This is a genomic window from Pedococcus sp. NPDC057267, assembly GCF_042668795.1.
GTDB lineage: Bacteria > Actinomycetota > Actinomycetes > Actinomycetales > Dermatophilaceae > Pedococcus.
In genome coordinates, this window is the sequence record NZ_JBHUYG010000080.1 from 1 (window position 1) to 20,970 (window position 20,970).

Below are 20,970 nucleotides of genomic sequence, written 5' to 3' on the forward strand. Positions count from 1 at the left end.
CGCACGAGGCGCGGGCCCGCTGGTGGGCACTGCACGACCGTCCCGCAGCGAGGCAGGACCGCGGCTCAGTGGTTGTTGAGGTACGTCTGGAGCGCGCTGACGGTGGCGCGGTCGAGGGTGTGGGAGCCGTTCTGGCGCGCACCGATCGTCGCCTGGAGTGCGCGGACCGTCTTCGGCCCGATGATGCCGTCGGGGACGGAACCGACCTTGCGCTGCAGGGCGCGGGCGTCAGCTCGGGTCAGGTCACCGTCGACCCGGGCACCGACCCAGCGCTCGATGGCGGCGTTGGTCTTCGGGCCGCGGATGCCGTCGACGACGAGCTTCGCGGCGGGGGCGGCGGTGGTGGCACGGCGGACCGGGGAGCTGCGCACCGCGGACCGGGAGACCGTGACGTCACCGGACGAGGTCGCGCCCGCGCCGGCGGCGCCACCGTTGGCGCGCGTCAGGCCGGCCCGCGCACCGCAGGTGGGCCACGCGCCGGGGCCCTGCGAGGCGAGGACACGCTGGGCGACGGTGATCTGCTCGCTCTTGCTGGCGAGGTCGGCACGGGCCGCGTACCGGCCGCCGCCGTAGGCGCTCCAGGTGCCCGCGGAGAACTGCAGGCCGCCGTAGTAGCCGTTGCCGGTGTTGATGTGCCAGTTGCCACCGCTCTCACAGGCGGCGACGCCGTCCCAGACGGAGCCGGCGGCGGAGGAGGAGCCGGCGGTCACGACGCCACCGGCGACGGTGGCGGCACCGGCGACGGCGACACCGGCGACGCGGCGGCGGATCGGCTTGGGCTTACGGGCGGAGTGCTTGGGGGCATAGAACATTCCGGGGGGTCCTTCCTGACCTGCGCCTTCGAGGTGAGCTGTCGGGTTCGGGCCGTCAGGTGCCCGGCCGGCCGGAGCCGGCTTCACCCCGAGGCCGCCGTGGCGACCGAGGTGGTTCCCCCGCCCTCGTCGTGCCCGGGCTGGTGCCCGGCAGGACCCCCACCTGACGAGGCTCGGCGCGGTGGGGGTGCAGTTGCTGTGTGGGTATGCCGTGTGCAGTTGTGGCGGCGCCGCGAAGCGCACTCGACCACGGTAGATAGGTCACGGGACGGTCACAAGCCGATGGCGGCATATCAGCCGAACGGCTGATGACTTATCTGGACCGGACGCGCCTTTTCTGGACAATTCGCCGGTCGAAGGGCGCGCCCAGGTAGTCCCCGAGCACGCTGCCCGCGGCGATCGCGAGAAGCACGGCCATCGCCCCGAGCAGAGTCGTGAGACCGCCCTGCAGCGACAGGGCACCCGAGTCGGCCTTGGAGCCGTTCACCATCTCGTAGAGGCCGCGGAAGATCGCCAGACCGGGCAGCAGGCCGTACGACGCCGGCACGACCAGCACCATCGCCGGTGCGCGCAACCACTGCCCCAGCACCCGGCCGAGCACACCCAGCACCGTCGCGGCCGCCCCCGCCGCGGCCAGCGGCCCGAGCCCGTCGACCTTGCTGACGAGGAGCGAGACGATGCCTGCCACCGCGCACAGCAGTCCGGCCCACACCACCAGCCCCCGGCGGCTGCGCAGCGACAGGGCCCCCGCGAGCCCGACCACGAACGCCCCGGCGAGTGCGGTGACGACGGGGGCGGAGTACTGCCGCGTGGACACGATCGAGGGGTTGACCAGCCTCAGGTCGAGCGCGTGCGTGATCGCGAGCGTGACCGCCAGCCCGGTGGCCACCCCGAGGATGATGCCCGCCGTCGTGAGGAAGACCCCGAACATGCGGCCTGCACCGGTCACGGAGTAGCCGGAGATGGCGTCCTCGAACGCCGACGCGACCGTCCGCCCCGGCAGGAGGACGGTGATCCCGCCCGCCACGACGTAGGCGAACTCGGTCGAGGACACCGGCACCCACCCGGCCACGCCCAGGCTGAAGGCCCCCCACGCCACCGCGGTCGCGAGGAACCCACCGACCGCGCACTGGTAGAAGTCCGGGAGGCCGGCCTTGCCCAGCGAGCGCGCGGCATACCCGACGAGCAGTCCCGCGCCCCCGGCGACGACGGCGGCCATCGTCCCGGCGCCGAGCATCACGGCGATGGCGGCCGCCAGCACGCCGAGGGCGCCCCGCACGGCCCAGCGCGGCCAGAACCGGGGGGCCCTGCGGATCTCGCGCAGGCGTGCGGCCGCGGCCTCCCGGTCGTAGCTGCCGGCCACGAGGTTCTCCACGAACTCGTGCACCGCCGCCAGCCGGGCGAAGTCGCGGGTCGAGGACCGGACGACGCGCAGCATCGTCAGCGGCACCCCGGACGGCGAGGTGCACTGCACCAGGAGGGACTGCAGCGTGATGTCGACCTCGAGGTTGTCGAGCCCGGCGGCCGCAGCGACCGCCACGACCGACGCCTCCACCTGGGGCGCCCCGGCGCCGCAGCGCAGCATCAGCTCACCGACCCGCAGCGCCAGGTCGAGCGACGCGCGCGCCTCGCGCTCCTCGGCGACCGCCTGGCGCACGCGCGCGTTGCGGTACGGCGTGTGGCGCAGCGAGTCGACCATCGAGACGGTCTCGGTGACCTCCTCGCCCCGCCAGATCCGGCTGTGCCGCAACGCGGGTCGGCGCGGTCGCGCCGGACGTGTCCCGTCGGTCATCAGCGGAGCGCGACCCCGCTCGGCAGCAGCCCAGCCGGCGACTGACCGGGCCACCAGTCGGGCTGGCCCGCGTGCTGCAGGCTCCACAGCGCACACCCGGCCGCGGCGACGAGCGACACGGCCACGACCACCTGCGCGGCCCGCGGACTCCGGCTCACCCCACGGACGATGCTGCGCGAGCCCCGGCGCAGGCCGGACCCGCCGGGACCCCACCACGCCATGAGGACGGCGAGCGCGCCGCCCACCGCCAGGGGCAGGGCCGCCTGCGGCTGGGGGGAACCTCCGACGACGGCGACCGTCGCGAGCGCGGTGCTGAACACGGCGCACACCCCCACGACGAGCGGCAGCAGGGCACCTGCCACGGTCGCCACGGCGCCCACGACGACGTGCCACGGGCTGGCCACGACCGCGAGCGGCACGTCGGAGCGCCGGCGGCCGTGGTGGTAGCGGCGCACGACGATCGAGGTGACGGACCGGTCGGCGGTGCGGGCTGCCCAGGACCAGAGAAGCACGACGACTCCGGCGACGACGGGGAAGACCGCGGTCGCCGCGACGACCGCCACGAGCATGGCCAGCAGGGTGCCGGTCCGCTGGGGACGGTCGATGCGCGGGTCTGGCTCGCCCGGGCCGCCCTGCCAGGCCGCCTGCCAGTCCGAGGACTCCTGGTCCTCGCCCCACGGCACGAGGTCGCCAGGCTGGTCCCACGCCTGCTGCTGCGGGTCGACCTGACCGCGGTACCACTGCCCCGCCTGCTGCGCCGGGGGCTGGAAGCGGGGAGCGGCCGCGGGCTCTCCCAGCGAGCCAGCGACGGCGCCCGGAAGGCCGGCGCCCGGAAGGCCGGCACCCGGCCCGACCTCGGGGCGCTCCCACCGCGCCGTGTGACGCTGCTCGAGCACCTGGGTCCCGCGGACCGGCTCGGGCAGCGCCTCGGTGACCGGCTGGCCCGAGGCATACCGCTCGAGCGCGTCGAGGACCTCGTCGATGTCGGGGCGCTCGCGCGGCACCGGCGACAGCGCGGCGTGCAGCAGGGGCGCCAGCCGGGGGTCCACGCCCGACAGGTCGGCCTCGCCCCGGCTGACCCGTGACAGGACGAGGTCCATGGGTCCGCGGCCGAACGGCGGGGCGCCGCTGGCGGCGAAGGCCAGGGTCGCCGCCCAGCCCCACCAGTCGGTGGCCTCGGTGACCGGGGCACCCTCGACGACCTCGGGTGACAGGTAGCCGGGCGTGCCCATGACGAGCCCTGTCATCGTGATGCGCACGTCGTCCGCCACGTGCGCGATCCCGAAGTCGATGAGGACCGGCTCGTCGTCGAGCATGAGGACGTTGCCGGGCTTGAGGTCGCGGTGGATGACGTCTGCGGAGTGGATCGCGTCGAGCGCCTCCGCCAGGCCCCGACCGAGGCGCAGCAGCTGCTCGCCCTGCACCGGGCCGTGGTCGCGGACGACCTCGTCGAGCGGGGGTCCGGGCACGTAGCGCGTGACGAGGAACGGCCGCTCGCCGTCGAGGTCGGCGTCGATGACGGTCGCCACCCGCGGGTCCTCGATCCGGCGCAGCACGTCGACCTCGCGCGCCAACCGTGCCCGCGCGTCGCGGTCGTGCGCGACGTGGGGCCGCAGCAGCTTGAGCGCCACGGCACGGCCGTGGGGGTCCAGCGCGAGGTGGACCACACCCATGCCGCCCTCACCGAGCTGGGAGATGACCCGGTAGGGGCCGATGCGGGTCTGGTCGGGCAGCCCGCGGCCGCCGTCGCTCCCCTGGATGGCCTCGGTGGTCACCCTCACTACGGTAAGGGACCGGGCCGGAGGTTTCCGTGAGGCTGCGGCTCGGGCGCCTCCCCGCTCGACGCGGCCGGGGCCCGGGGCCGTGCCGCCCCGGGACGCAGCAGGGGGCGCAGCACGGGGCGCGGGTGGCTACTGCTGGATGTACCCGACGAGCTGGTCGCGCTCGGCCTGCAGCTCGTCGATCCGGTTCTTGACGATGTCGCCGATGCTCACGATCGCGTGCAGCCGGCCGTCGACGACGACGGGCACGTGCCGGATGCGCTTGTCGGTCATCGTGCGGGCGAGGTCCTCGATGGGGGTGTCGGGGTCGCAGGTGGTGACGTCGGAGGTCATGATGGCGGAGATCGCGGCCTTGACCACGGACGGGCCGTCGCTGTGCAGGTGCCGGACCACGTCGCGCTCGCTCACGATGCCGACGACGCCCTCGCCGTCCTCGCTCACCACGACGGCGCCGATGCGGTGGTCGGCGAGCAGCTGCAGCAGCCGCTCCACGGTCTCGTCGGGACGGATGGTGACGACGTCGTCACCCTTGCGGCGCACCACATCCGAGATCCTCATGCACAGACGGTAGACCCGCGCCACGAGCGACCGCTAGGGGAAGCCGCATAGGCTGGAGGCCGACTACGACCCCGTGGAAGTGAGTGCCGTGCCCCGCAGCCGCAAGACCTTCGACCTGGTGGTCGCTGCCAACCGACTGCCCGTGGACCGGGTCGTGGAGCCCGACGGCACCTCCTCCTGGCGCACCAGCCCCGGCGGCCTGGTGACCGCGATGGAGTCGGTCATGAAGGGCCGGGACGGTGCCTGGGTCGGGTGGGCCGGCGAGGCCGGAGACGCCCCGGAGCCGTTCACCGAGCACGGCATGTACCTGCGCCCCGTCCCGCTGTCCGCGGAGGAGGTCGCCGAGTACTACGAGGGCTTCAGCAACGACACCCTGTGGCCGATCTACCACGACGTCATCGTCCCGGCGTCCTTCCACCGCCAGTGGTATGCCGCCTACGAGCGCGTGAACCGCCGGTTCGCCGAGGCCGTCGCCGAGGTCGCCGCTCAGGGCGCGACGGTGTGGGTGCACGACTACCAGCTGCAGCTGGTGCCTGCGATGGTGCGCGAGCTGCGGCCCGACGTGCGCATCGGCTGGTTCGACCACATCCCCTTCCCGCCGGTCGAGCTGTTCGCCCAGCTGCCGTGGCGCAAGGCCCTGCTCGAGGGACTCTTGGGAGCCGACTACCTCGGCTTCCAGCGCGTCGCCGACGCGCAGAACTTCGTCCGTGCCTGCCGCCAGCTGCTCGGCCTGCCCACCAAGGGCGACGTCGTGGCCGTCTCCCGTGCCGAGGACGCGCGCCGCGTGCGTGCCAGCGCCGTGCCGATCTCGATCGACTTCGCCGGGCTGGAGGAGAACGCCAGGCGTCCCGAGACCGCCGTGCGCGCCAAGGAGATCCGCGAGTCCCTGGGCAACCCCAAGACGCTGATCCTCGGCGTCGACCGGCTCGACTACACCAAGGGCATCGGCCACCGGATCAAGGCCTACGGCGAGCTGCTGGCCGAGGACAAGGTCGCCCCGCCGGACGAGGTCTTCGTCCAGGTCGCGACACCGAGCCGCGAGCGCGTCGAGGCGTACCAGACGCTGCGCCAGGAGATCGAGGGTGAGGTCGGGCGGCTCAACGGCGAGTTCAGCCGCATCGGCGCCCCTGCCGTCCAGTACCTGCACCACTCCTACCCGCGCGAGGAGATGGCCGCCCTCTACCTCGCCGCCGACGTCCTGCTCGTGACGCCCCTGCGTGACGGCATGAACCTCGTGGCCAAGGAGTACGTGACGTGCCGGTACGACGAGGGCGGCGCGCTCGTGCTGTCCGAGTTCACCGGCGCGTTCCACGAGCTGCACCAGGCGTTCGTGGTCAACCCGCACGACATCGCCGGCCTCAAGCAGACGATCATGCGGGCCATCGAGACCCCCGACAAGGAGAAGCGTCGGCTCATGCGCGCCATGCGCCGACGCGTCGCCGACCACGACGTGCAGCGCTGGGCGGCGCGCTTCCTCGAGAACCTCGAGAACGCCCCCGAGCGACCGCAGCGGACGGCCCGCGAGCAGCGCGCCGACGAGGCCCACGCCGCTGCCGACCGCACCGCGCGGGACCGGCACAACGCCACGCGGCCCTCGGTCGCCCGCTGATGGCACTGCCCCCCGCGCTCGCCGAAGCGCTCACGACCGCCGCGCGTGCGAGGTCGCTGGTCGTGGCGACCGACTTCGACGGCGTCCTCGCGCCGCTGGTCCTCGACCCGTCGACCTCGCGACCCCTGCCGGGCACGGTGGAGTCCCTGCGCGGGCTGGCCGGGATGCCGGACACGTATGCCGCCGTGGTGAGCGGGCGCGACCTCGCCACCCTGTCCGCGCTGACCGGGATCGAGGACGGGGCGGTGACGCTCATCGGCAGCCACGGTGCGGAGTCCAGCGCCGAGGCCGCCGGCGGCGAGCTCGACGAGGAGGAGCGCGAGACGCTCGCGCGGCTCACCGCCGACCTCGAGCAGCTGCGCAGCGAGCTGCCCGACGTGCGCCTGGAGACCAAGCCGAGCGCCGTGGTCGCCCACACCCGGGGGATGGACGCGGACGCGGCGGCCCGGGCCGAGGAGTCCGTGGTCGAGGTCGCCGCGCGCCACGACGGGGTGCGCGTCATGCGGGGCAAGCACGTCGTGGAGATGAGCGTCCACGATGCCGAGAAGGGGACCGCCCTCGCCGGCCTGCGGGACCGCGTGGGCGCGGACGCCCTCGTCTACTTCGGCGACGACGTCACCGACGAGGACGTCTTCACCCGCTTGGGCGACGGCGACGTGGGCGTCAAGGTCGGGGACGGCGACACGGCCGCCGGCTGGCGCGTCGAGGAACCCCGGGACGTCGCGGACGCCCTGGCCCTGCTGGCCGACCTGCGCCGCTCACGCTGAGGCACGCCGCGAGCGCTGGGCCCTTCGCTGCCCGTCGGGCCGCTGGGTACCCGGTCGGCCAGGTGGCCGCGGCGAACGGCGGTCAGCGGCCGGGTGCTGCCCCCGTGGAGCCGCGGACGACGAGCTCGGGCCGGAAGACGTACTCCGCCCGCGGGGCCGGTTCCCCCGCGATCTCGTCGAGCAGGGCCCGCACCGCGGCCTCGGACATGGCCTGCACGCTCTGGCGCACGGTCGTCAGCGGCGGGTCGGTGAACGGGATGAGCGGGCTGTCGTCGTACCCGACCACGGAGAAGTCCTCAGGGACGCGCCGACCGGCTCGGCGCGCGGCCCGGATCGCCCCGAGGGCCATCAGGTCCGAGCCGCAGACCACGGCCGTGCACCCGCGCTCCATGAGCCGGGCCGCCGCCGTGTCGCCGCCCTCGACGGAGAACAGCGTGCGCTCGATGAGCTCCTCGACGTCGTCGCGGCCGAGCAGCGAGCGCATCGATCGGCGGAAGCCCTCGATCTTGCGGATGACCGGCACGAACCGGTCCGGGCCGACCGCAAGGCCGATCTGCGTGTGCCCGAGCTGGACGAGGTGGGACAGCGCCAGGTCCATCGAGGCGACGTCGTCGTTGGAGATGAAGGGCGCGTCGATGCCCTCGTGGTAGCCGTTGACGAGCACGATCGGCAGCCCGCGCTCCCGCAGCGCGGTGTACCGCTCGGGGTCGGTGGTCACGTCCGCGTGCTGCCCCGACACGTAGATGATGCCGGCCACGCCCCGGTCGAGCAGCATCTGCACGTACTCGTCCTCGTGCACACCGCCGGGGGTCTGCGTGCACAGGACCGGGGTGAACTGGTGCCGGGCGAGGGCCGTCTCGATGATCTGGGCGAACGCCGGGAAGATCGGGTTGGTCAGCTCCGGGACGACCAGCCCGACCAGGTCGGCGGTCTTGCGCCGCAGCCGGGACGGCCGGTCGTAGCCGAGGATGTCGAGGGAGGTGAGCACCGCCTCACGGGTCGTCTCGCTGACGCCGGGCTTGCCGTTGAGCACCCGGCTGACCGTCGCCTCGCTGACCTCCGCGTGTGCCGCGATGTCGGCCAACCTCGCCTTCATGCGCAAAACCTAGCAAGGCCGTGCAAGAAATTTCAGGAACACGGGCGAACGGTCCGGCCCCCGGACGGGCACCGCGGACATGTAAACGTTTCCACCATGCGGGACCGCCGAGCCCGGACAGTGGTCAAAACGTTCCCCGTCGGTCAGACTGAGCGCACCCGCGCACACCGATGTCCGCGGGCGCTCCACCTTTACAACGGATCGTCCGGCACGTTCCTGCCGGTGAAGGAAGGCAAAGACGCCATGGCAACTGTGAAGTTCGACGAGGCCACCCGCCTCTACCCGGGCAACGACAAGCCCTCGGTCGACCGGCTCAACATCGACATCGAGGACGGCGAGTTCCTCGTCCTCGTCGGCCCGTCCGGCTGCGGCAAGTCCACCTCCCTGCGCATGCTCGCGGGTCTCGAGGAGGTCAACGCCGGCAAGATCTGGATCGGCGACCGCGACGTCACCAACCTGTCCCCCAAGGACCGCGACGTCGCGATGGTGTTCCAGAACTACGCGCTCTACCCGCACATGACGGTGGCCGACAACATGGGCTTCGCGCTCAAGATCGCCGGCGTCGACAAGGCCGAGATCCGCAAGCGCGTCGAGGAGGCCGCCAAGATCCTCGACCTGCAGCCCTACCTCGAGCGCAAGCCGAAGGCCCTGTCCGGTGGCCAGCGCCAGCGCGTCGCCATGGGTCGCGCGATCGTCCGCTCCCCGCAGGTGTTCCTCATGGACGAGCCGCTGTCGAACCTCGACGCCAAGCTCCGCGTCCAGACGCGCACCCAGATCGCCTCGCTCCAGCGCCGCCTCGGCGTCACCACCGTCTACGTCACCCACGACCAGGTCGAGGCCATGACCATGGGCGACCGCGTCGCGGTCCTCAAGGACGGCATCCTGCAGCAGGTCGACACCCCGCGGCGCATGTACGACCACCCGAACAACGTCTTCGTCGCCGGCTTCATCGGCTCCCCGGCCATGAACCTGCTCGACGTCGACATCGCCGACGGCGGCGTCACGGTGGGCGGCTCGCAGATCCCGATCGAGCGCGACCGCCTCAGCGGGGCCTCGAGCAAGAACGTCACCTTGGGCGTGCGTCCCGAGGACCTCGAGCTCACCTCCGAGGGCCAGGGCATCCCGGTCACCGTGGACGTCGTCGAGGAGCTCGGCGCCGACGCGTACATCTACGGCTCGACCAAGGCGCACCAGCACGTCGACGAGGAGGACAGCGACGCGCCGGAGAAGCCGTTCATCGCCCGCGTCGACGGCCGCCGTCCCCCGGCCAAGGGCGAGACGGTGTTCCTGGCCCCCAAGGCGGGCCACGTGCACCTCTTCGACGCCGGCAGCGGCGAGCGCCTCGGCGACTGACCGCCCGATTCCGTATGCCGTGTGGCCGGCTCCCGCACCGGGGGCCGGCCACATGCGTCGTGCCAGGAGGCTGACCACCCATGGCCCTGTCCATCACCGCCTCGCGCCCCGACCCGGCGCTGCTCGACCTCCCCTGGGACCTGCCGCTCGAGACCTGGCCCGAGGAGTACCTCGCCGCGCTCCCCCGCGGCATCTCCCGCCACGTGGTCCGCTTCGTCAAGCTCTCCGGCCGCGTCCTGGCCATCAAGGAGATCAAGGACGAGCTGGCCACCCGCGAGTACCAGATGCTGCGGATGCTCGACCGGCTGGACCTGCCCACGGTCGAGCCGTTCGGCGTCGTCAGCGGCCGCGTCGGCCGCGACGGCGAGCCGCTCGACGCGTGCCTGGTGACGCGGCACCTGCAGTTCTCCCTGCCGTACCGCGCGCTGTTCAGCCAGTCGCTGCGCGCGGACACCTCCACCCGGCTCATCGACGCCCTCGCCGTGCTCCTGGTCCGCCTGCACCTCACCGGTTTCTGGTGGGGTGACGTGTCCCTGTCCAACACCCTGTTCCGGCGCGACGCCGGCGCGTTCGCGGCATACCTCGTGGACGCCGAGACCGGTGAGCTGCACCAGTCGCTCACCGACGGGCAGCGCGAGCACGACCTCGACATCGCGCGCGTCAACATCGCCGGCGAGCTGATGGACCTCGAGGCCGGCGGCATGCTCCCCGAGGGGGCGGACCCGATCGACACGTCCAACCAGATCGTCACGCGGTACACCGAGCTGTGGGCCGAGCTCACGGGCCAGGAGCGGTTCGAGCGCGGCGACCGCTGGCGCGTGGACGAGCGCATCCGCCGGCTCAACGAGCTCGGCTTCGACGTCGACGAGCTCGCCATCTCGACCGACTTCGACGGCACGCACATCCAGATCCAGCCCAAGGTCGTCGACGCCGGCCACCACTCGCGACGCCTGTTGCGGCTCACCGGGCTCGACGTCGAGGAGAACCAGGCCCGCCGGCTGCTCAACGACCTCGACTCCTACCGGGCGGGCACGGACCGCCAGAACGACGACGAGGAGATCGTCGCCCACGACTGGCTGGCGAGGATCTACGAGCCCGTCACGCGCAGCGTGCCGCGCGAGCTGGCGGGGAAGCTCGAGCCGGCGGAGCTGTTCCACGAGGTGCTCGAGCACCGCTGGTACATGTCCGAGCGCGCCGGGCACGACGTGCCCATCGAGGACGCCATCGCCGACTACGTCGCGACGGTGCTGCCCGGCAAGCCGGACGAGGCCACGGTCGTGGGGGTGGACACGGTCGAGATGCCGGTGCTCGCGATGTTCGACGACGAGCGGACGAGCCCGACCTGAGCGAGTCCTGACCGCCCCCGGGCCGCGCCCGCGGTCGCTAGGCTGGCGCGCGACGTCCGACGAGCAGGGGGATCCCGTGACCGACCAGCCCACGCACGACCAGGAGCCGGCGCAGGGGTACCCGCCGGCCCCCCAACAACCGGGGTACGCACAGCAGCCGGTGTACGCACAGCAGCCCGGGTACCCGCAGCAGCCGGGGTACCCCCAGGGTCCGGCGTTCCCCCAGGCGGCCGCACCGTCCCAGCCGTGGGGACCGCTCGCCGGCTGGGGCACCCGGGTCGCAGCGTCGCTGCTCGACGCGCTGCTCTCGCTCGTCGGCCTCGTGTTCTACGCCGTCGGCGTCCCGCTGGTCGTCGCCGCCGCTCCCCACAACTCGTTCGACTCCACGACCGGCACCTACACCACCACCGGGCAGGCCAACACCGGGCTGATGGTCCTCGGCATCGCGTTCATCGGGCTCGGCGCCCTCACGATCATCGCGATCCAGCTCTGGAACCGCGTGTTCCGGATGGGTCGCACCGGCCAGAGCGTCGGCAAGAGGGTCATGGGGATCCGCCTCGTCGAGGAGCACACGGGCCGGCCGATGGGCGCGGGCATGTGCTTCGTGCGCGAGATCGCGCACACGCTCGACCAGTTCTTCTACCTCGGCTACCTCTGGCCGCTGTGGGACCCCAAGCGCCAGACGTTCGCGGACAAGATCCTGTCCACGGTCGTGGTCGAGGTCCCGAAGTCCTGAGCCGCGCTGCCGGACATGCGCAGGGGGCCCCGGATGCGCCGGGGCCCCCTCCGCGAACGATGGCTCAGTACCGCGGGGCCGACTGCGCCTCGTAGTACTGCGTCGACTCGGGCCGGTAGAGCAGGAAGATGATGTAGGCGCCCAGCAGGAGGTTGACCAGGGCGACCACCAGGCTCAGCACGGGCGGGTGCTGCAGCAGGCTGCTGAGGGTGCTCAGGACGCTCAGACCGAAGAAGACCGTCGCCACGATCCGGGCCCACTTGCGGCCCTTGCCGTTGGCCCAGGCCATCCAGAGCCACAGCCCCACGCCGATGAGTCCGACGACGACGGAGACACCGACGGCGAGACCGACCGCGGCGTCGACCTGGCTCGCCGTCATGGGCGCGCTGGAGCTGTTCGATGCCTTCTCGACCGCGCTGCGGATCGTGTCCCGCATCGTGACGGTGAGGACCATCCCCAGGAGGCTCAGCACCGCCCCGACGTACATGAGCTTGACGGCCAGGTCGATGGATGCGGGCCGGCTGACGGGCGCAGCCGGGGGCGGGACGCCGGGGCCCGGCATCGACCCCATCTGCGGGTACCCGTCGCCGCCCGTCCCTGGGGCGCCCGGCGGTGGAGGCGGCGGCGTGATGCTCTGGTCAGACATGACAGTCCCTCCCTCGGGCCCACCCCCACTGGGCGTGCCTTGTCGCCAACGCTAGCGAAGAATCGCACACTTTCGGTGGGATCGAGCACCCGCGTGGCGGCCGCACTGGCGGACGCCAGGAGCCTCACCACCCCGCAGTCGGCCTCGAAGCACGTCGGCGGGTCCCTGGGAATGGACCTCCGCCTCAGGCCGCATCTTCACGTCACCCCCCTTCTGATCCAGGACGGCGGTTGGACGTCATCGACTCTGCCCTGAAGACCGAACACAGCGACGGCAATCCAGGCAGGGCAGTGCAGCCGCAGACGGAACGAGTCCTCGAGATACCGCAGGACCAACCCTCCGGGCTCGACGTCCAAGGATCTCAGTCCGTTCCAGCCGAAGGACACGGAGCTGCCGTCGGGTCGGCACACGAGGAAGCGGCTGGAGGTCAGGTGGAGGTCACCACCGTCGACCCACTCCCAGTGCTGCGCGGCAGCATGCGTCCGCGGGTCGGACGTCGGAATAGCCAGACGAACGCCGACGAGTCGATCCACAGCGACGGCGGCGTGCGCGTGACAGCCCTCGCCCGCCGGAACCAGCGGGCAGGGCACCCGATCGAGTGGGTGCCCTGACGACAGGTGAGCCTGGAGTTCCAGCGCCCGCGCCCAGCCGTGCCGGAACTGGTCCATCGGCTGGGTGCTGACTGCTACTTGATGTTGATGACCAGGGTGTTGGCCGCCTTGTCGTGCCACCCCTGCAGCTTGCCGGTCGAGTCGAACAAGGGAGAGATCAGCACGAGGAGCGCTCCGATGTAGCAGGCCAGCGCACCCACGATGGGCACGATCCACCGGATGAAGGAGGGACCCCAGCCAGGGACCTGGCCGTTGCGCTCGAGCACCACCTTGACGCCCATGATCATCTTGCCGAGGGTCTGACCGCGAACGGCGATCATCACCATCTCGTACAGGAGCGAGAACGCGGCGATGATGAAGAAGGTCGTGACCATCGCACCGACTCCGAAACCGCTCGGGTTCCCGGCCTCGTCCGACGATCCTGCGAGGGCACCGAGCCCCAGGAAGCCGATGATCCAGACCACCAGCGTGACGATCACGCCATCGATCAATCGGGCGACGAATCGCTGGCCCAGCGTGGCGATCTTCACGGTCCCCAGACCTGCGATGTTCACCAGTCCGGTGTTCGCCTGCGCGACACCGGCGGCCGGGACGGTCCCGTAGCTCGGGCTTCCGTAAGAGGGCGCTGGCGGCGGTGTGGGCTGGTCGGACGGTTGGTTGGGCTCGAACGTGGACATGCGGAAGTGGCTCCCCTCAGAGCGGACGCTGGGTGCGGACCGTGCACTGTGCTGCGGCGCGGCCGCACGCTATCGCAGGCGGCCCTCCGCGGGGGAGGAAATGACCTATTTTGCGCGTCGCCGCCGCGCCACTTCGTAGAGCGCCACGCCCGTCGCCACACCCGCGTTGAGCGACTCGACAGCCGACGGCATCGGGATCGAGACGACCTGGTCGCAGGTCTCGCGCACGAGCCGCGACAGGCCCTTGCCCTCAGAGCCGGTCACGATGACGATCGGCTCGGTCGCCAGCTCGAGCTCGGGCAGCTCGACGTCGCCATCCATGTCGAGGCCGAGGACGAAGAACCCGGCCTTGCGGTAGTCCTCCAGCGCACGGGTCAGGTTCGAGGCCATGGCCACCGGCACCCGGGCTGCGGCCCCGGCCGAGGTCTTCCAGGCACTCGCCGTCATGCCGACCGAGCGACGCTCCGGGACGACGACGCCGTGGCCGCCGAAGGCGGCGACCGAGCGCACGATCGCGCCGAGGTTGCGCGGGTCCGTGATGCCGTCCAGCGCCACGACGAGCGGCACTCCCGGCGCCTCGGGGTCGATGAAGTCGCGTGGGTGGGCGTACTCGTAGGGCGGCACCTGCAGCGCGAGGCCCTGGTGGACGGCCCCGTCGGTGAGCCGGTCGAGCTCGCCGCGCGGCGTCTCGAGCACGGGGATGCCGCGAGACGTGGCGGTCTTGAGCGCCTCACGGACGCGGTCGTCGGCGTCGATGCGCCCCGCGACGTACATCGTGGTGACCGGCACCTCGGCACGCAGGGCCTCGACGACGGCGTTCCGACCGGCGACGACCTCGCTGGACGCCTTGCCGCCGCTGCGGCGGGTGCTGCCGCCCCGGGCCGGGGCACCGGAGCGCGTTGCCGCGGGACCGCCGCGCTTGGCAGCGGCCTTGGCCATCTTGTGCGCCTTGTGGGCAGGACGGTCCTCGGCCCGGGGCGTCGGCCCCTTGCCCTCGAGGCCCCGTCGGCGCTGTCCGCCCGAGCCGACGGTCGGGCCCTTCTTGCCGCCCTTGCGGATCGCGCCGCGGCGCTGGGAGTTGCCGGCCATCAGGAACCGTCCTTCGTGGTGTCTCTGCGCGCGAGCGACCAGTTGGCCCCCGAGGCGGTGTCCTCGATGGCCACTCCGGCCGCCGAGAGCTGGTCGCGGATCGCGTCCGCGGTGGCGAAGTCACGGGCGGCCCGCGCAGCCGCACGAGCCTCCAGCTGGGCGCCGATCAGCGCGTCGAGCGCTGCCTGCGCCTCGCCCCCGCCGGAGTCGCGGCCGCCGCCCCAGCGAGGGTCGAGCGGGTTGACGCCGAGCAGGTCGGTCATCGCCAGCACCGACGAGAACGCCTGCTCCAGCGCGACGGTGTCGCCGTCGTCCATGGCGGTGTTGCCGGCACGCACGGTGTCGTGGACCACCGCGAGCGCACCGCTCACGTTGAGGTCGTCGTCCATCGCCGCGGCATACGCCTCCGGCACCCGGGTGGGGTCGGGCATCGTGGACGTGGCGTCGGGCAGGGCGCGCAGCGCGCGGGTGAGGAAGCCCTCGATGCGCTCGACCGCGGCCTCGGCCTCGCGCAGCGAGCCCTCGTGGTACTCGATCGTCGAGCGGTAGTGGGCTGCGGTGAGGTAGTAGCGGATCGCCAGCGGCCGGGCGACCTTGACGACCTCGGACACGATGAGGGAGTTGCCGAGCGACTTGCTCATCTTCTCGCCGCCGACGGTGACCCAGGCGTTGTGCAGCCAGTAGTTCGCGAAGCCGAGGCCGGCGGCGTGCGACTGCGCCTGCTCGTTCTCGTGGTGGGGGAAGCGCAGGTCGACGCCGCCGCCATGGATGTCGAAGCTGTCGCCGAGGTACTTGCGCGCCATCGCCGAGCACTCGAGGTGCCAGCCCGGGCGGCCGACACCGAACGGCGTGGGCCACGACGCCGACTCCGGCTCGGACTCCTTGCGGCCCTTCCACAACGCGAAGTCGCGCGGGTCGCGCTTGCCGCGCGGGTCGGCGTCCTGCGCCGCCTCCATGTCCTCGATCCGCTGGTGGGTGAGCGAGCCGTACTCGGGGAAGCTCTGCACGTCGAAGTAGACGTCCCCGCTGCCGTCCGGCGCCGGGTAGGCGTGACCCTTGTCGACCAGGGTCTCCATGAGGGAGACCATCTCCGGGACGTGCCCGGTGGCCCGCGGCTCGTACGTCGGGGGCAGCACGCCCAGGGCGTCGAGGGCGGCCGTCGTGGCCAGCTCGTTGCGGTAGGACAGGGCGAACCACGGCTCACCGGCCGCGGCCGACTTCGCGAGGATCTTGTCGTCGATGTCGGTGACGTTGCGCACGAGGGTGACGTCGTAGCCGTACCGGCCGACGAGCCAGCGGCGCAGCACGTCGAAGGCCACGGCGAACCGGACGTGTCCGATGTGCGGCTCGGCCTGGGTGGTGAGTCCGCAGATGTAGATCCCCACCCTGCCGGGCTCCAGCGGGGTGAAGTCGCGCAGCTCACGCGCGGCGGTGTCGAACAGGCGAAGACTCACGCGCGCAAGGCTACCTGCGGGCGCACCCACCCACCGAAACGCTACGGTGTGCCCTCCGGGCCGACTCTGGGGGGATTGCGTGCAGGCTCCGTTCTTCGTCGCTGGCGTCAACATGATCGACGTGCTGGTGTTCCTCGCGCTGCTGGGGGCCGCCGGCATGCTCCTGGTCCGGGGACGTCGGGCCACCTGGTCGGTGCTGGGCTGCTGCGGCTTCGGGGTGCTGGCCCTCGCCCGCCTCGCCAACCTGCTGTCCTACCAGTGGCTCCTCCGGAGCGGAGGCACCCCGGTGTACCACCGCCTCCGGGTACTCACGTGGTTCGGCGCGGGGACCGCGGTCCTCGGCCTGGTCGGGCTCGGCCTACTCCTCGCCGCCGTGCTGGCCGGGCGGCCGGCGCCCGCGGCAGGGACCCGGGCGACGTCGCCGACCGGCGCCGGGGCGCCACCGCCCGCCTGAGCCGTCCGACGACGGCTTGACCCCGCACACAGGAACCTCCAAGGAACCGTCCAGCAGGGTGGACCACGGTGTAGCGCGTGGACACCCTGATCCGCCTCACGGCGACCTACGCCCTGTACGCCGTCGCCCTCGTCGCGGCGGTGTCGTGGCTGCGGTCCCCGCGGCCGACCAAGGCGCCGTATGCCGTCGCCGCCGTCCTCGCCGCCGGTCTCGTGGGTGTCCTCGTCAAGGTCGCAGGCACCGCCTGGACCGACCCGCGCCCCTTCGTCGTCGACCACACCACCCCCCTGATCGCGCACTCGGTCGACAACGGCTTCCCCTCGGACCACACCGCGCTCGCCGCCGCCATCGCCCTCGTCGTCCTCGCGTGGCACCGGCGCACGGGGGCGCTCCTGCTCCTCCTCGCGGCGGTGCTCGGCGCCTCCCGCGTCCTGGCCGGCGTGCACCACGTGCCCGACATCGCCGCCGGGTATGCCCTGGGCGTCCTCGCCGGCGGCGTCGCCGTGCTGGTGTCCCGGGCCCTCCCGTGGCCTCGCATCGTGGCGCGCGTGCCCCTGCTCGGACCCGCCCGCGCCACCTAGACCGACCCGGTGGGCGCCCCGGTCTCCCCTGCCGCGCGGCGCCCGCCGGGTCACTGCCCTCCCGGCCGCACACGCGGCTCAGTGGCCGCGGTCCAGCCACTCCTGCAGGTGCGGCGCCTCCGCCGCGATCACCGTGCTGTCGCCGTGGCCCGTGAGGACGACGGTCTCGTCCGGCAGCGTCAGCAGGCGGTCGCGGATCGAGGCGACGATCGTCGGGAAGTCGCTGAACGAGCGGCCGGTCGCCCCGGGGCCGCCCTGGAACAGCGTGTCGCCGGTGAAGACGACCCCCAGCTGCGGCACGTAGAAGCTGCAGGCCCCCGGCGTGTGGCCCGGTGTGTGGATGACGTGCAGGTCCGCGTCGCCGACGCGCAGGACGTCGCCGTCTGCCAGCTCGCGGTCGGGGGTCACGGGGTACAGCTCGTCCCACAGCATCCGGTCGTCCGGGTGCAGGTACGACGGCGCACGCGTGGAGTCGCAGACCTCGCCGGCGGCGTTGATGTGGTCGTTGTGGCCGTGCGTGAGCAGCACCGCCGTGACGCGGCGCGCGTGCGGGATCGACTTCACGATCGCCCGGCCGTCGTGCGCCGCGTCGATGAGGACGCACTCCCTGTCGTCGCCGACGACCCAGACGTTGTTGTCGACCTCCCACGACCCGCCGTCGAGCTCGAACGTCCCCGAGGTCACGATGCGCTCGACGCGGACCCCGCCGGGCGTCGGGCCGACATCGGCCAGCAGCTCGGCCGTCATCGCAGCACCACGACCGAGCGCAGCACGTCGCCCTTCTCCATCTTCTCGAACGCCGCCTCGACGTCGTCGAGGCCGATCCGCTCGCTGACGAAGGCGTCGAGGTCGAACCGTCCCTGCCGGTAGAGGTCGACGAGCATCGGGAAGTCCCGGCTGGGCAGGCAGTCGCCGTACCAGCTCGACTTCAGCGCCCCGCCCCTGCCGAAGATCTCGATCATCGGCAGCGTGACCTGCTTGTCCGGCGTGGGCACGCCCACGAGGACGACCGTCCCGGCGAGGTCGCGCGCGTAGAAGGCCTGCTCGTACGTCTCGGGCCGGCCGACCGCCTCGACCACGACGTCCGCCCCGAAGCCGCCGGTCAGCTCGCGCACCCGCTCGACGACGTCCTCGGAGCGGCCGTTGACGGTGTGGGTGGCGCCGAACCGCTTCGCCTGCTCCAGCTTCCGGTCGTCGACGTCGACGGCGATGATCGTCGTCGCCCCGGCGACCCGGGCCCCGGCGATGGCGGCGTTCCCCACGCCGCCGCAGCCGATGACCGCGATCGAGTCACCGCGGCCCACGCCGCCGGTGTTGACCGCCGCGCCGAACCCGGCCATGACGCCGCAGCCCAGCAGCCCCACCGCGGCCGCGTCGGCCTCCGGGTCGACCTTGGTGCACTGGCCCGCCGCGACGAGGGTCTTCTCGGCGAACGCGCCGATCCCCAGCGCCGGCGTGAGCTCGGTGCCGTCCTCGAGCGTCATCCTCTGGCGGGCGTTGTGCGTGGCGAAGCAGTACCACGGCTTGCCCTTGAGGCAGGCCCGGCACTGGCCGCAGACGGCCCGCCAGTTGAGGACGACGAAGTCGCCCGGCGCCACCTCGGTCACGCCCTCGCCGACCGCCTCGACCACACCGGCCGCCTCGTGCCCGAGCAGGAACGGGAACTCGTCGTTGATACCGCCCTCGCGGTAGTGCAGGTCGGTGTGGCACACCCCGCACGACTGCACCGCGACGACGGCCTCGCCGGGTCCCGGGTCGGGGACGACGATGTCGACGAGCTCGACGGGCACGCCCTTGCTCCTGGCGACGACGCCCTTGACGGTCTGCGGCATGGGTCCTCCTTCGGGGGTGGCTCCTGTCGCACCGACCCTATGCCGGGTGCCCCCACGCGGCCCGCCCGCCCGGTTCGGCCGCGGGGTCAGTCCCGCGGGACGACCAGGGCCGTGGCGATGGCCGCGACACCCTCACCGCGGCCGGTCAGCCCCAGGCGGTCGGTCGTCGTGCCGCTCACGGACACCGGGGCGCCGGCCGCCCGCGACATCGCTGCCTGTGCCTCTGCGCGCCTGGTGCCGACCTTGGGCCGGTTCCCGATGACCTGCACGGCCACGTTGCCCACCTCGAACCCCGCCTCGCGCACCAGCCGGGCGGCCTCGGCCAGCAGGGTCAGCCCCGAGGCACCGGCGAGCTCGGGCCGGTCCGTGCCGAAGTGCTCCCCGAGGTCGCCGATCCCGGCCGCCGAGAACAGCGCGTCGCACGCCGCGTGGCACGCCACGTCGGCATCCGAGTGGCCCGCCAGCGCGGGCTCACCCGGCCAGCCGAGCCCTGCCATCCGCAGCTCGCGCTCGGGTCCCCCACCGAAGGCGTGCACGTCGACGCCGATGCCCGTGCGCGGCATACCGGGAGCGACCATGGCGCCATCCAACCACCGGCGGCGCAAACCCGGGTGAACCGGCACCCGCACCGCGGCTACGGTTGCGCCGCATGGACGCCCCGATGCCCGTGCCCACCCTCTCCGACGACCTCGTCACCCTGCGCCCGCACCGCGAGGACGACCTCGAGCCGGTGCTCGAGCGCTGCCTCGACGAGGAGACGCGGCGGTACACGACCATCCCGCTCGAGTACACCCGCGAGATGGCGAAGGAGTACCTGGCCGGCCTCCTCGAGCCGTCCGCGGCGATGGTCTCGTGGGCGATCGAGGTCGAGGGTGCGTATGCCGGGACGATCGACCTGCGGCGGATGCCGGTCGAGGACGGGGCGGGCGACCTCGGGTTCGTGACGCACCCGGCGTTCCGCGGCCGTGGCGTCATGTCGGCGGCCACCCGTCTCGCCGTGGGGCACGCGTTCGGGACCCTGGGCTGGACCGCGGTGCGGTGGCAGGCGCATGCCGGCAACTGGGGCAGCGCCAAGGCCGTGTGGCGCACAGGGTTTCCCGTGCCGGTGTCCGTGCCGGACCTGCTCGTCGAGCGCGGTCGGTTGGTCGACGGGTGGATCAGCACCCTGCGCGCGCCCGCCCCGGCCGGACCGGTGGCGACGTGGGAGGACGTGGTGTCGGCCCTGACCCGCTGAGCCCGCGAGACCGCCGCGTGGGCGGCCGGCGCTCAGCGGTCGGCGAGGTGGCGTTCGGCGACCGCGAGGTCGTCGGGCGTGGTGATCTTGAACGCGAGCCGGTCGCCCTCCACGACGTGCACCGTCCCGCCCGCACGCTCCACGAGCGCGGCGTCGTCGGTCGCGACGGCGCCGGAGGCGTGGGCCTGCTCGAGGACGCGGCGACGGAACGCCTGGGGGGTCTGGATCGCGCGCAGCGCCGACCGCTCGGGGGTCCCGACGACCCGCCCCGACTCGTCGACCTGCTTGATCGTGTCGGCCACTGGCAGCCCCGGGACGACGGCGTCGTGGCCGGCTCGCACCTCCCGGACCAGCCTGCTGAACAAGCTCGGTGGGGCGAGGGCGCGGGCGGCGTCGTGCACCAGCACGACCTCGTCCGCGGTCCTCAGCGCGGCCAGCCCGGCAGCCACCGAGTCGGTGCGCTCGGCGCCGCCGGTCACGACGTCGACGTCCTGCGGGCGGTTGCTGCGGGACGCGACCGCGCCCGCCTCCCGGAGGTGGGA

Annotated in this window: 20 protein-coding genes, 1 pseudogene and 1 riboswitch; of the genes and pseudogenes, 8 read left to right on the top strand and 13 right to left on the bottom strand. The window is 72.8% G+C overall.

The window, feature by feature from the left end:
- Positions 1-65 precede the first annotated feature (65 nt).
- The 4 genes from ACFUC1_RS15585 to ACFUC1_RS15600 form a co-directional block, all read right to left on the bottom strand.
- Positions 66-812 (bottom strand): transglycosylase family protein, encoded by a 747-nt coding sequence (locus ACFUC1_RS15585; RefSeq protein ID WP_379121360.1) that lies wholly within the window; start codon positions 810-812, stop codon positions 66-68.
- A gap of 29 nt (positions 813-841) precedes the next feature.
- A riboswitch (cyclic di-AMP (ydaO/yuaA leader) is annotated at positions 842-935 on the bottom strand.
- Between the two features lie 190 nt (positions 936-1,125).
- Positions 1,126-2,604: a threonine/serine exporter ThrE family protein gene (locus tag ACFUC1_RS15590; protein ID WP_379121362.1), complete on the bottom strand. Its 1,479-nt coding sequence runs from the start codon at positions 2,602-2,604 to the stop codon at positions 1,126-1,128.
- Positions 2,604-4,379 (bottom strand): serine/threonine-protein kinase, encoded by a 1,776-nt coding sequence (locus tag ACFUC1_RS15595; protein ID WP_379121364.1) that lies wholly within the window; start codon positions 4,377-4,379, stop codon positions 2,604-2,606. Before ACFUC1_RS15595 ends, ACFUC1_RS15590 begins: the two co-directional genes overlap by 1 nt.
- Before the next feature lie 135 nt (positions 4,380-4,514).
- Positions 4,515-4,943, bottom strand: a complete 429-nt coding sequence (locus tag ACFUC1_RS15600; protein ID WP_379121366.1) for a CBS domain-containing protein — start codon at positions 4,941-4,943, stop codon at positions 4,515-4,517.
- Positions 4,944-5,022: 79 nt separating this feature from the next.
- Between ACFUC1_RS15600 and ACFUC1_RS15605 the strand changes: the two genes are divergently transcribed.
- Together ACFUC1_RS15605 and otsB are read left to right on the top strand one after the other, a co-directional pair.
- Positions 5,023-6,552 (top strand): trehalose-6-phosphate synthase, encoded by a 1,530-nt coding sequence (locus ACFUC1_RS15605; RefSeq protein ID WP_379121368.1) that lies wholly within the window; start codon positions 5,023-5,025, stop codon positions 6,550-6,552.
- On the top strand, positions 6,552-7,319 hold the full coding sequence (gene otsB, locus ACFUC1_RS15610; protein WP_379121370.1) for a trehalose-phosphatase: 768 nt from the start codon (positions 6,552-6,554) through the stop codon (positions 7,317-7,319). Before ACFUC1_RS15605 ends, otsB begins: the two co-directional genes overlap by 1 nt.
- An 82-nt stretch (positions 7,320-7,401) precedes the next feature.
- Here otsB and ACFUC1_RS15615 read toward each other — a convergent pair whose 3' ends face one another.
- The gene (locus ACFUC1_RS15615; protein ID WP_310151054.1) at positions 7,402-8,415 is read right to left on the bottom strand and encodes a LacI family DNA-binding transcriptional regulator; all 1,014 of its coding nucleotides are present in this window, start codon (positions 8,413-8,415) and stop codon (positions 7,402-7,404) included.
- 243 nt (positions 8,416-8,658) lie between these two features.
- On the opposite strand from ACFUC1_RS15615, the gene ACFUC1_RS15620 reads away from it, so the two are divergent.
- The 3 genes and pseudogenes from ACFUC1_RS15620 to ACFUC1_RS15630 all read left to right on the top strand — a co-directional run.
- Positions 8,659-9,768 (top strand): ABC transporter ATP-binding protein, encoded by a 1,110-nt coding sequence (locus ACFUC1_RS15620; protein WP_379121372.1) that lies wholly within the window; start codon positions 8,659-8,661, stop codon positions 9,766-9,768.
- An 80-nt stretch (positions 9,769-9,848) separates the two neighbouring features.
- Positions 9,849-11,114 (top strand): DUF4032 domain-containing protein, encoded by a 1,266-nt coding sequence (locus ACFUC1_RS15625; RefSeq protein WP_379121374.1) that lies wholly within the window; start codon positions 9,849-9,851, stop codon positions 11,112-11,114.
- Between the two features lie 160 nt (positions 11,115-11,274).
- Positions 11,275-11,754 (top strand): annotated as a pseudogene (locus ACFUC1_RS15630) (RDD family protein); the annotation flags it as partial.
- 160 nt (positions 11,755-11,914) lie between these two features.
- Here the strand turns inward: ACFUC1_RS15630 and ACFUC1_RS15635 are convergent.
- The 4 genes from ACFUC1_RS15635 to cysS all read right to left on the bottom strand — a co-directional run bounded on the left by ACFUC1_RS15635 (position 11,915) and on the right by cysS (position 16,327).
- Positions 11,915-12,496 (bottom strand): hypothetical protein, encoded by a 582-nt coding sequence (locus ACFUC1_RS15635; protein ID WP_379121376.1) that lies wholly within the window; start codon positions 12,494-12,496, stop codon positions 11,915-11,917.
- A gap of 685 nt (positions 12,497-13,181) precedes the next feature.
- Positions 13,182-13,784, bottom strand: coding sequence for an RDD family protein (locus ACFUC1_RS15640; RefSeq protein ID WP_379121378.1), 603 nt, complete (start codon positions 13,782-13,784; stop codon positions 13,182-13,184).
- A 105-nt stretch (positions 13,785-13,889) separates the two neighbouring features.
- Positions 13,890-14,873, bottom strand: coding sequence for a 23S rRNA (guanosine(2251)-2'-O)-methyltransferase RlmB (rlmB, locus tag ACFUC1_RS15645; RefSeq protein ID WP_379121380.1), 984 nt, complete (start codon positions 14,871-14,873; stop codon positions 13,890-13,892).
- Positions 14,873-16,327 (bottom strand): cysteine--tRNA ligase, encoded by a 1,455-nt coding sequence (gene cysS, locus ACFUC1_RS15650; protein WP_379121382.1) that lies wholly within the window; start codon positions 16,325-16,327, stop codon positions 14,873-14,875. Before cysS ends, rlmB begins: the two co-directional genes overlap by 1 nt.
- A 79-nt stretch (positions 16,328-16,406) precedes the next feature.
- Here cysS and ACFUC1_RS15655 point away from each other — a divergent pair, with 79 nt between their 5' ends.
- Complete coding sequence (locus ACFUC1_RS15655; RefSeq protein ID WP_379121384.1) at positions 16,407-16,781, top strand: hypothetical protein; 375 nt, start codon at positions 16,407-16,409, stop codon at positions 16,779-16,781.
- A gap of 77 nt (positions 16,782-16,858) precedes the next feature.
- A complete protein-coding gene (locus ACFUC1_RS15660; protein WP_379121386.1) occupies positions 16,859-17,362 on the top strand; it encodes a phosphatase PAP2 family protein in 504 nt (167 codons plus the stop codon).
- A gap of 78 nt (positions 17,363-17,440) precedes the next feature.
- Here ACFUC1_RS15660 and ACFUC1_RS15665 read toward each other — a convergent pair whose 3' ends face one another.
- The 3 genes from ACFUC1_RS15665 to ispF form a co-directional block, all read right to left on the bottom strand.
- Positions 17,441-18,109, bottom strand: coding sequence for an MBL fold metallo-hydrolase (locus ACFUC1_RS15665; protein WP_379121388.1), 669 nt, complete (start codon positions 18,107-18,109; stop codon positions 17,441-17,443).
- Positions 18,106-19,194: an S-(hydroxymethyl)mycothiol dehydrogenase gene (locus ACFUC1_RS15670; RefSeq protein ID WP_379121390.1), complete on the bottom strand. Its 1,089-nt coding sequence runs from the start codon at positions 19,192-19,194 to the stop codon at positions 18,106-18,108. Before ACFUC1_RS15670 ends, ACFUC1_RS15665 begins: the two co-directional genes overlap by 4 nt.
- 86 nt (positions 19,195-19,280) lie before the next feature.
- Complete coding sequence (gene ispF, locus ACFUC1_RS15675; RefSeq protein WP_379121392.1) at positions 19,281-19,772, bottom strand: 2-C-methyl-D-erythritol 2,4-cyclodiphosphate synthase; 492 nt, start codon at positions 19,770-19,772, stop codon at positions 19,281-19,283.
- A gap of 71 nt (positions 19,773-19,843) precedes the next feature.
- Between ispF and ACFUC1_RS15680 the strand changes: the two genes are divergently transcribed.
- The gene (locus ACFUC1_RS15680) at positions 19,844-20,428 is read left to right on the top strand and encodes a GNAT family N-acetyltransferase (protein WP_379121394.1); all 585 of its coding nucleotides are present in this window, start codon (positions 19,844-19,846) and stop codon (positions 20,426-20,428) included.
- A 32-nt stretch (positions 20,429-20,460) separates the two neighbouring features.
- Here ACFUC1_RS15680 and ACFUC1_RS15685 read toward each other — a convergent pair.
- Positions 20,461-20,970, bottom strand: a 510-nt coding sequence (locus tag ACFUC1_RS15685; RefSeq protein ID WP_379121396.1) for a 2-C-methyl-D-erythritol 4-phosphate cytidylyltransferase, incomplete at its 5' end; no start/stop codon positions are given.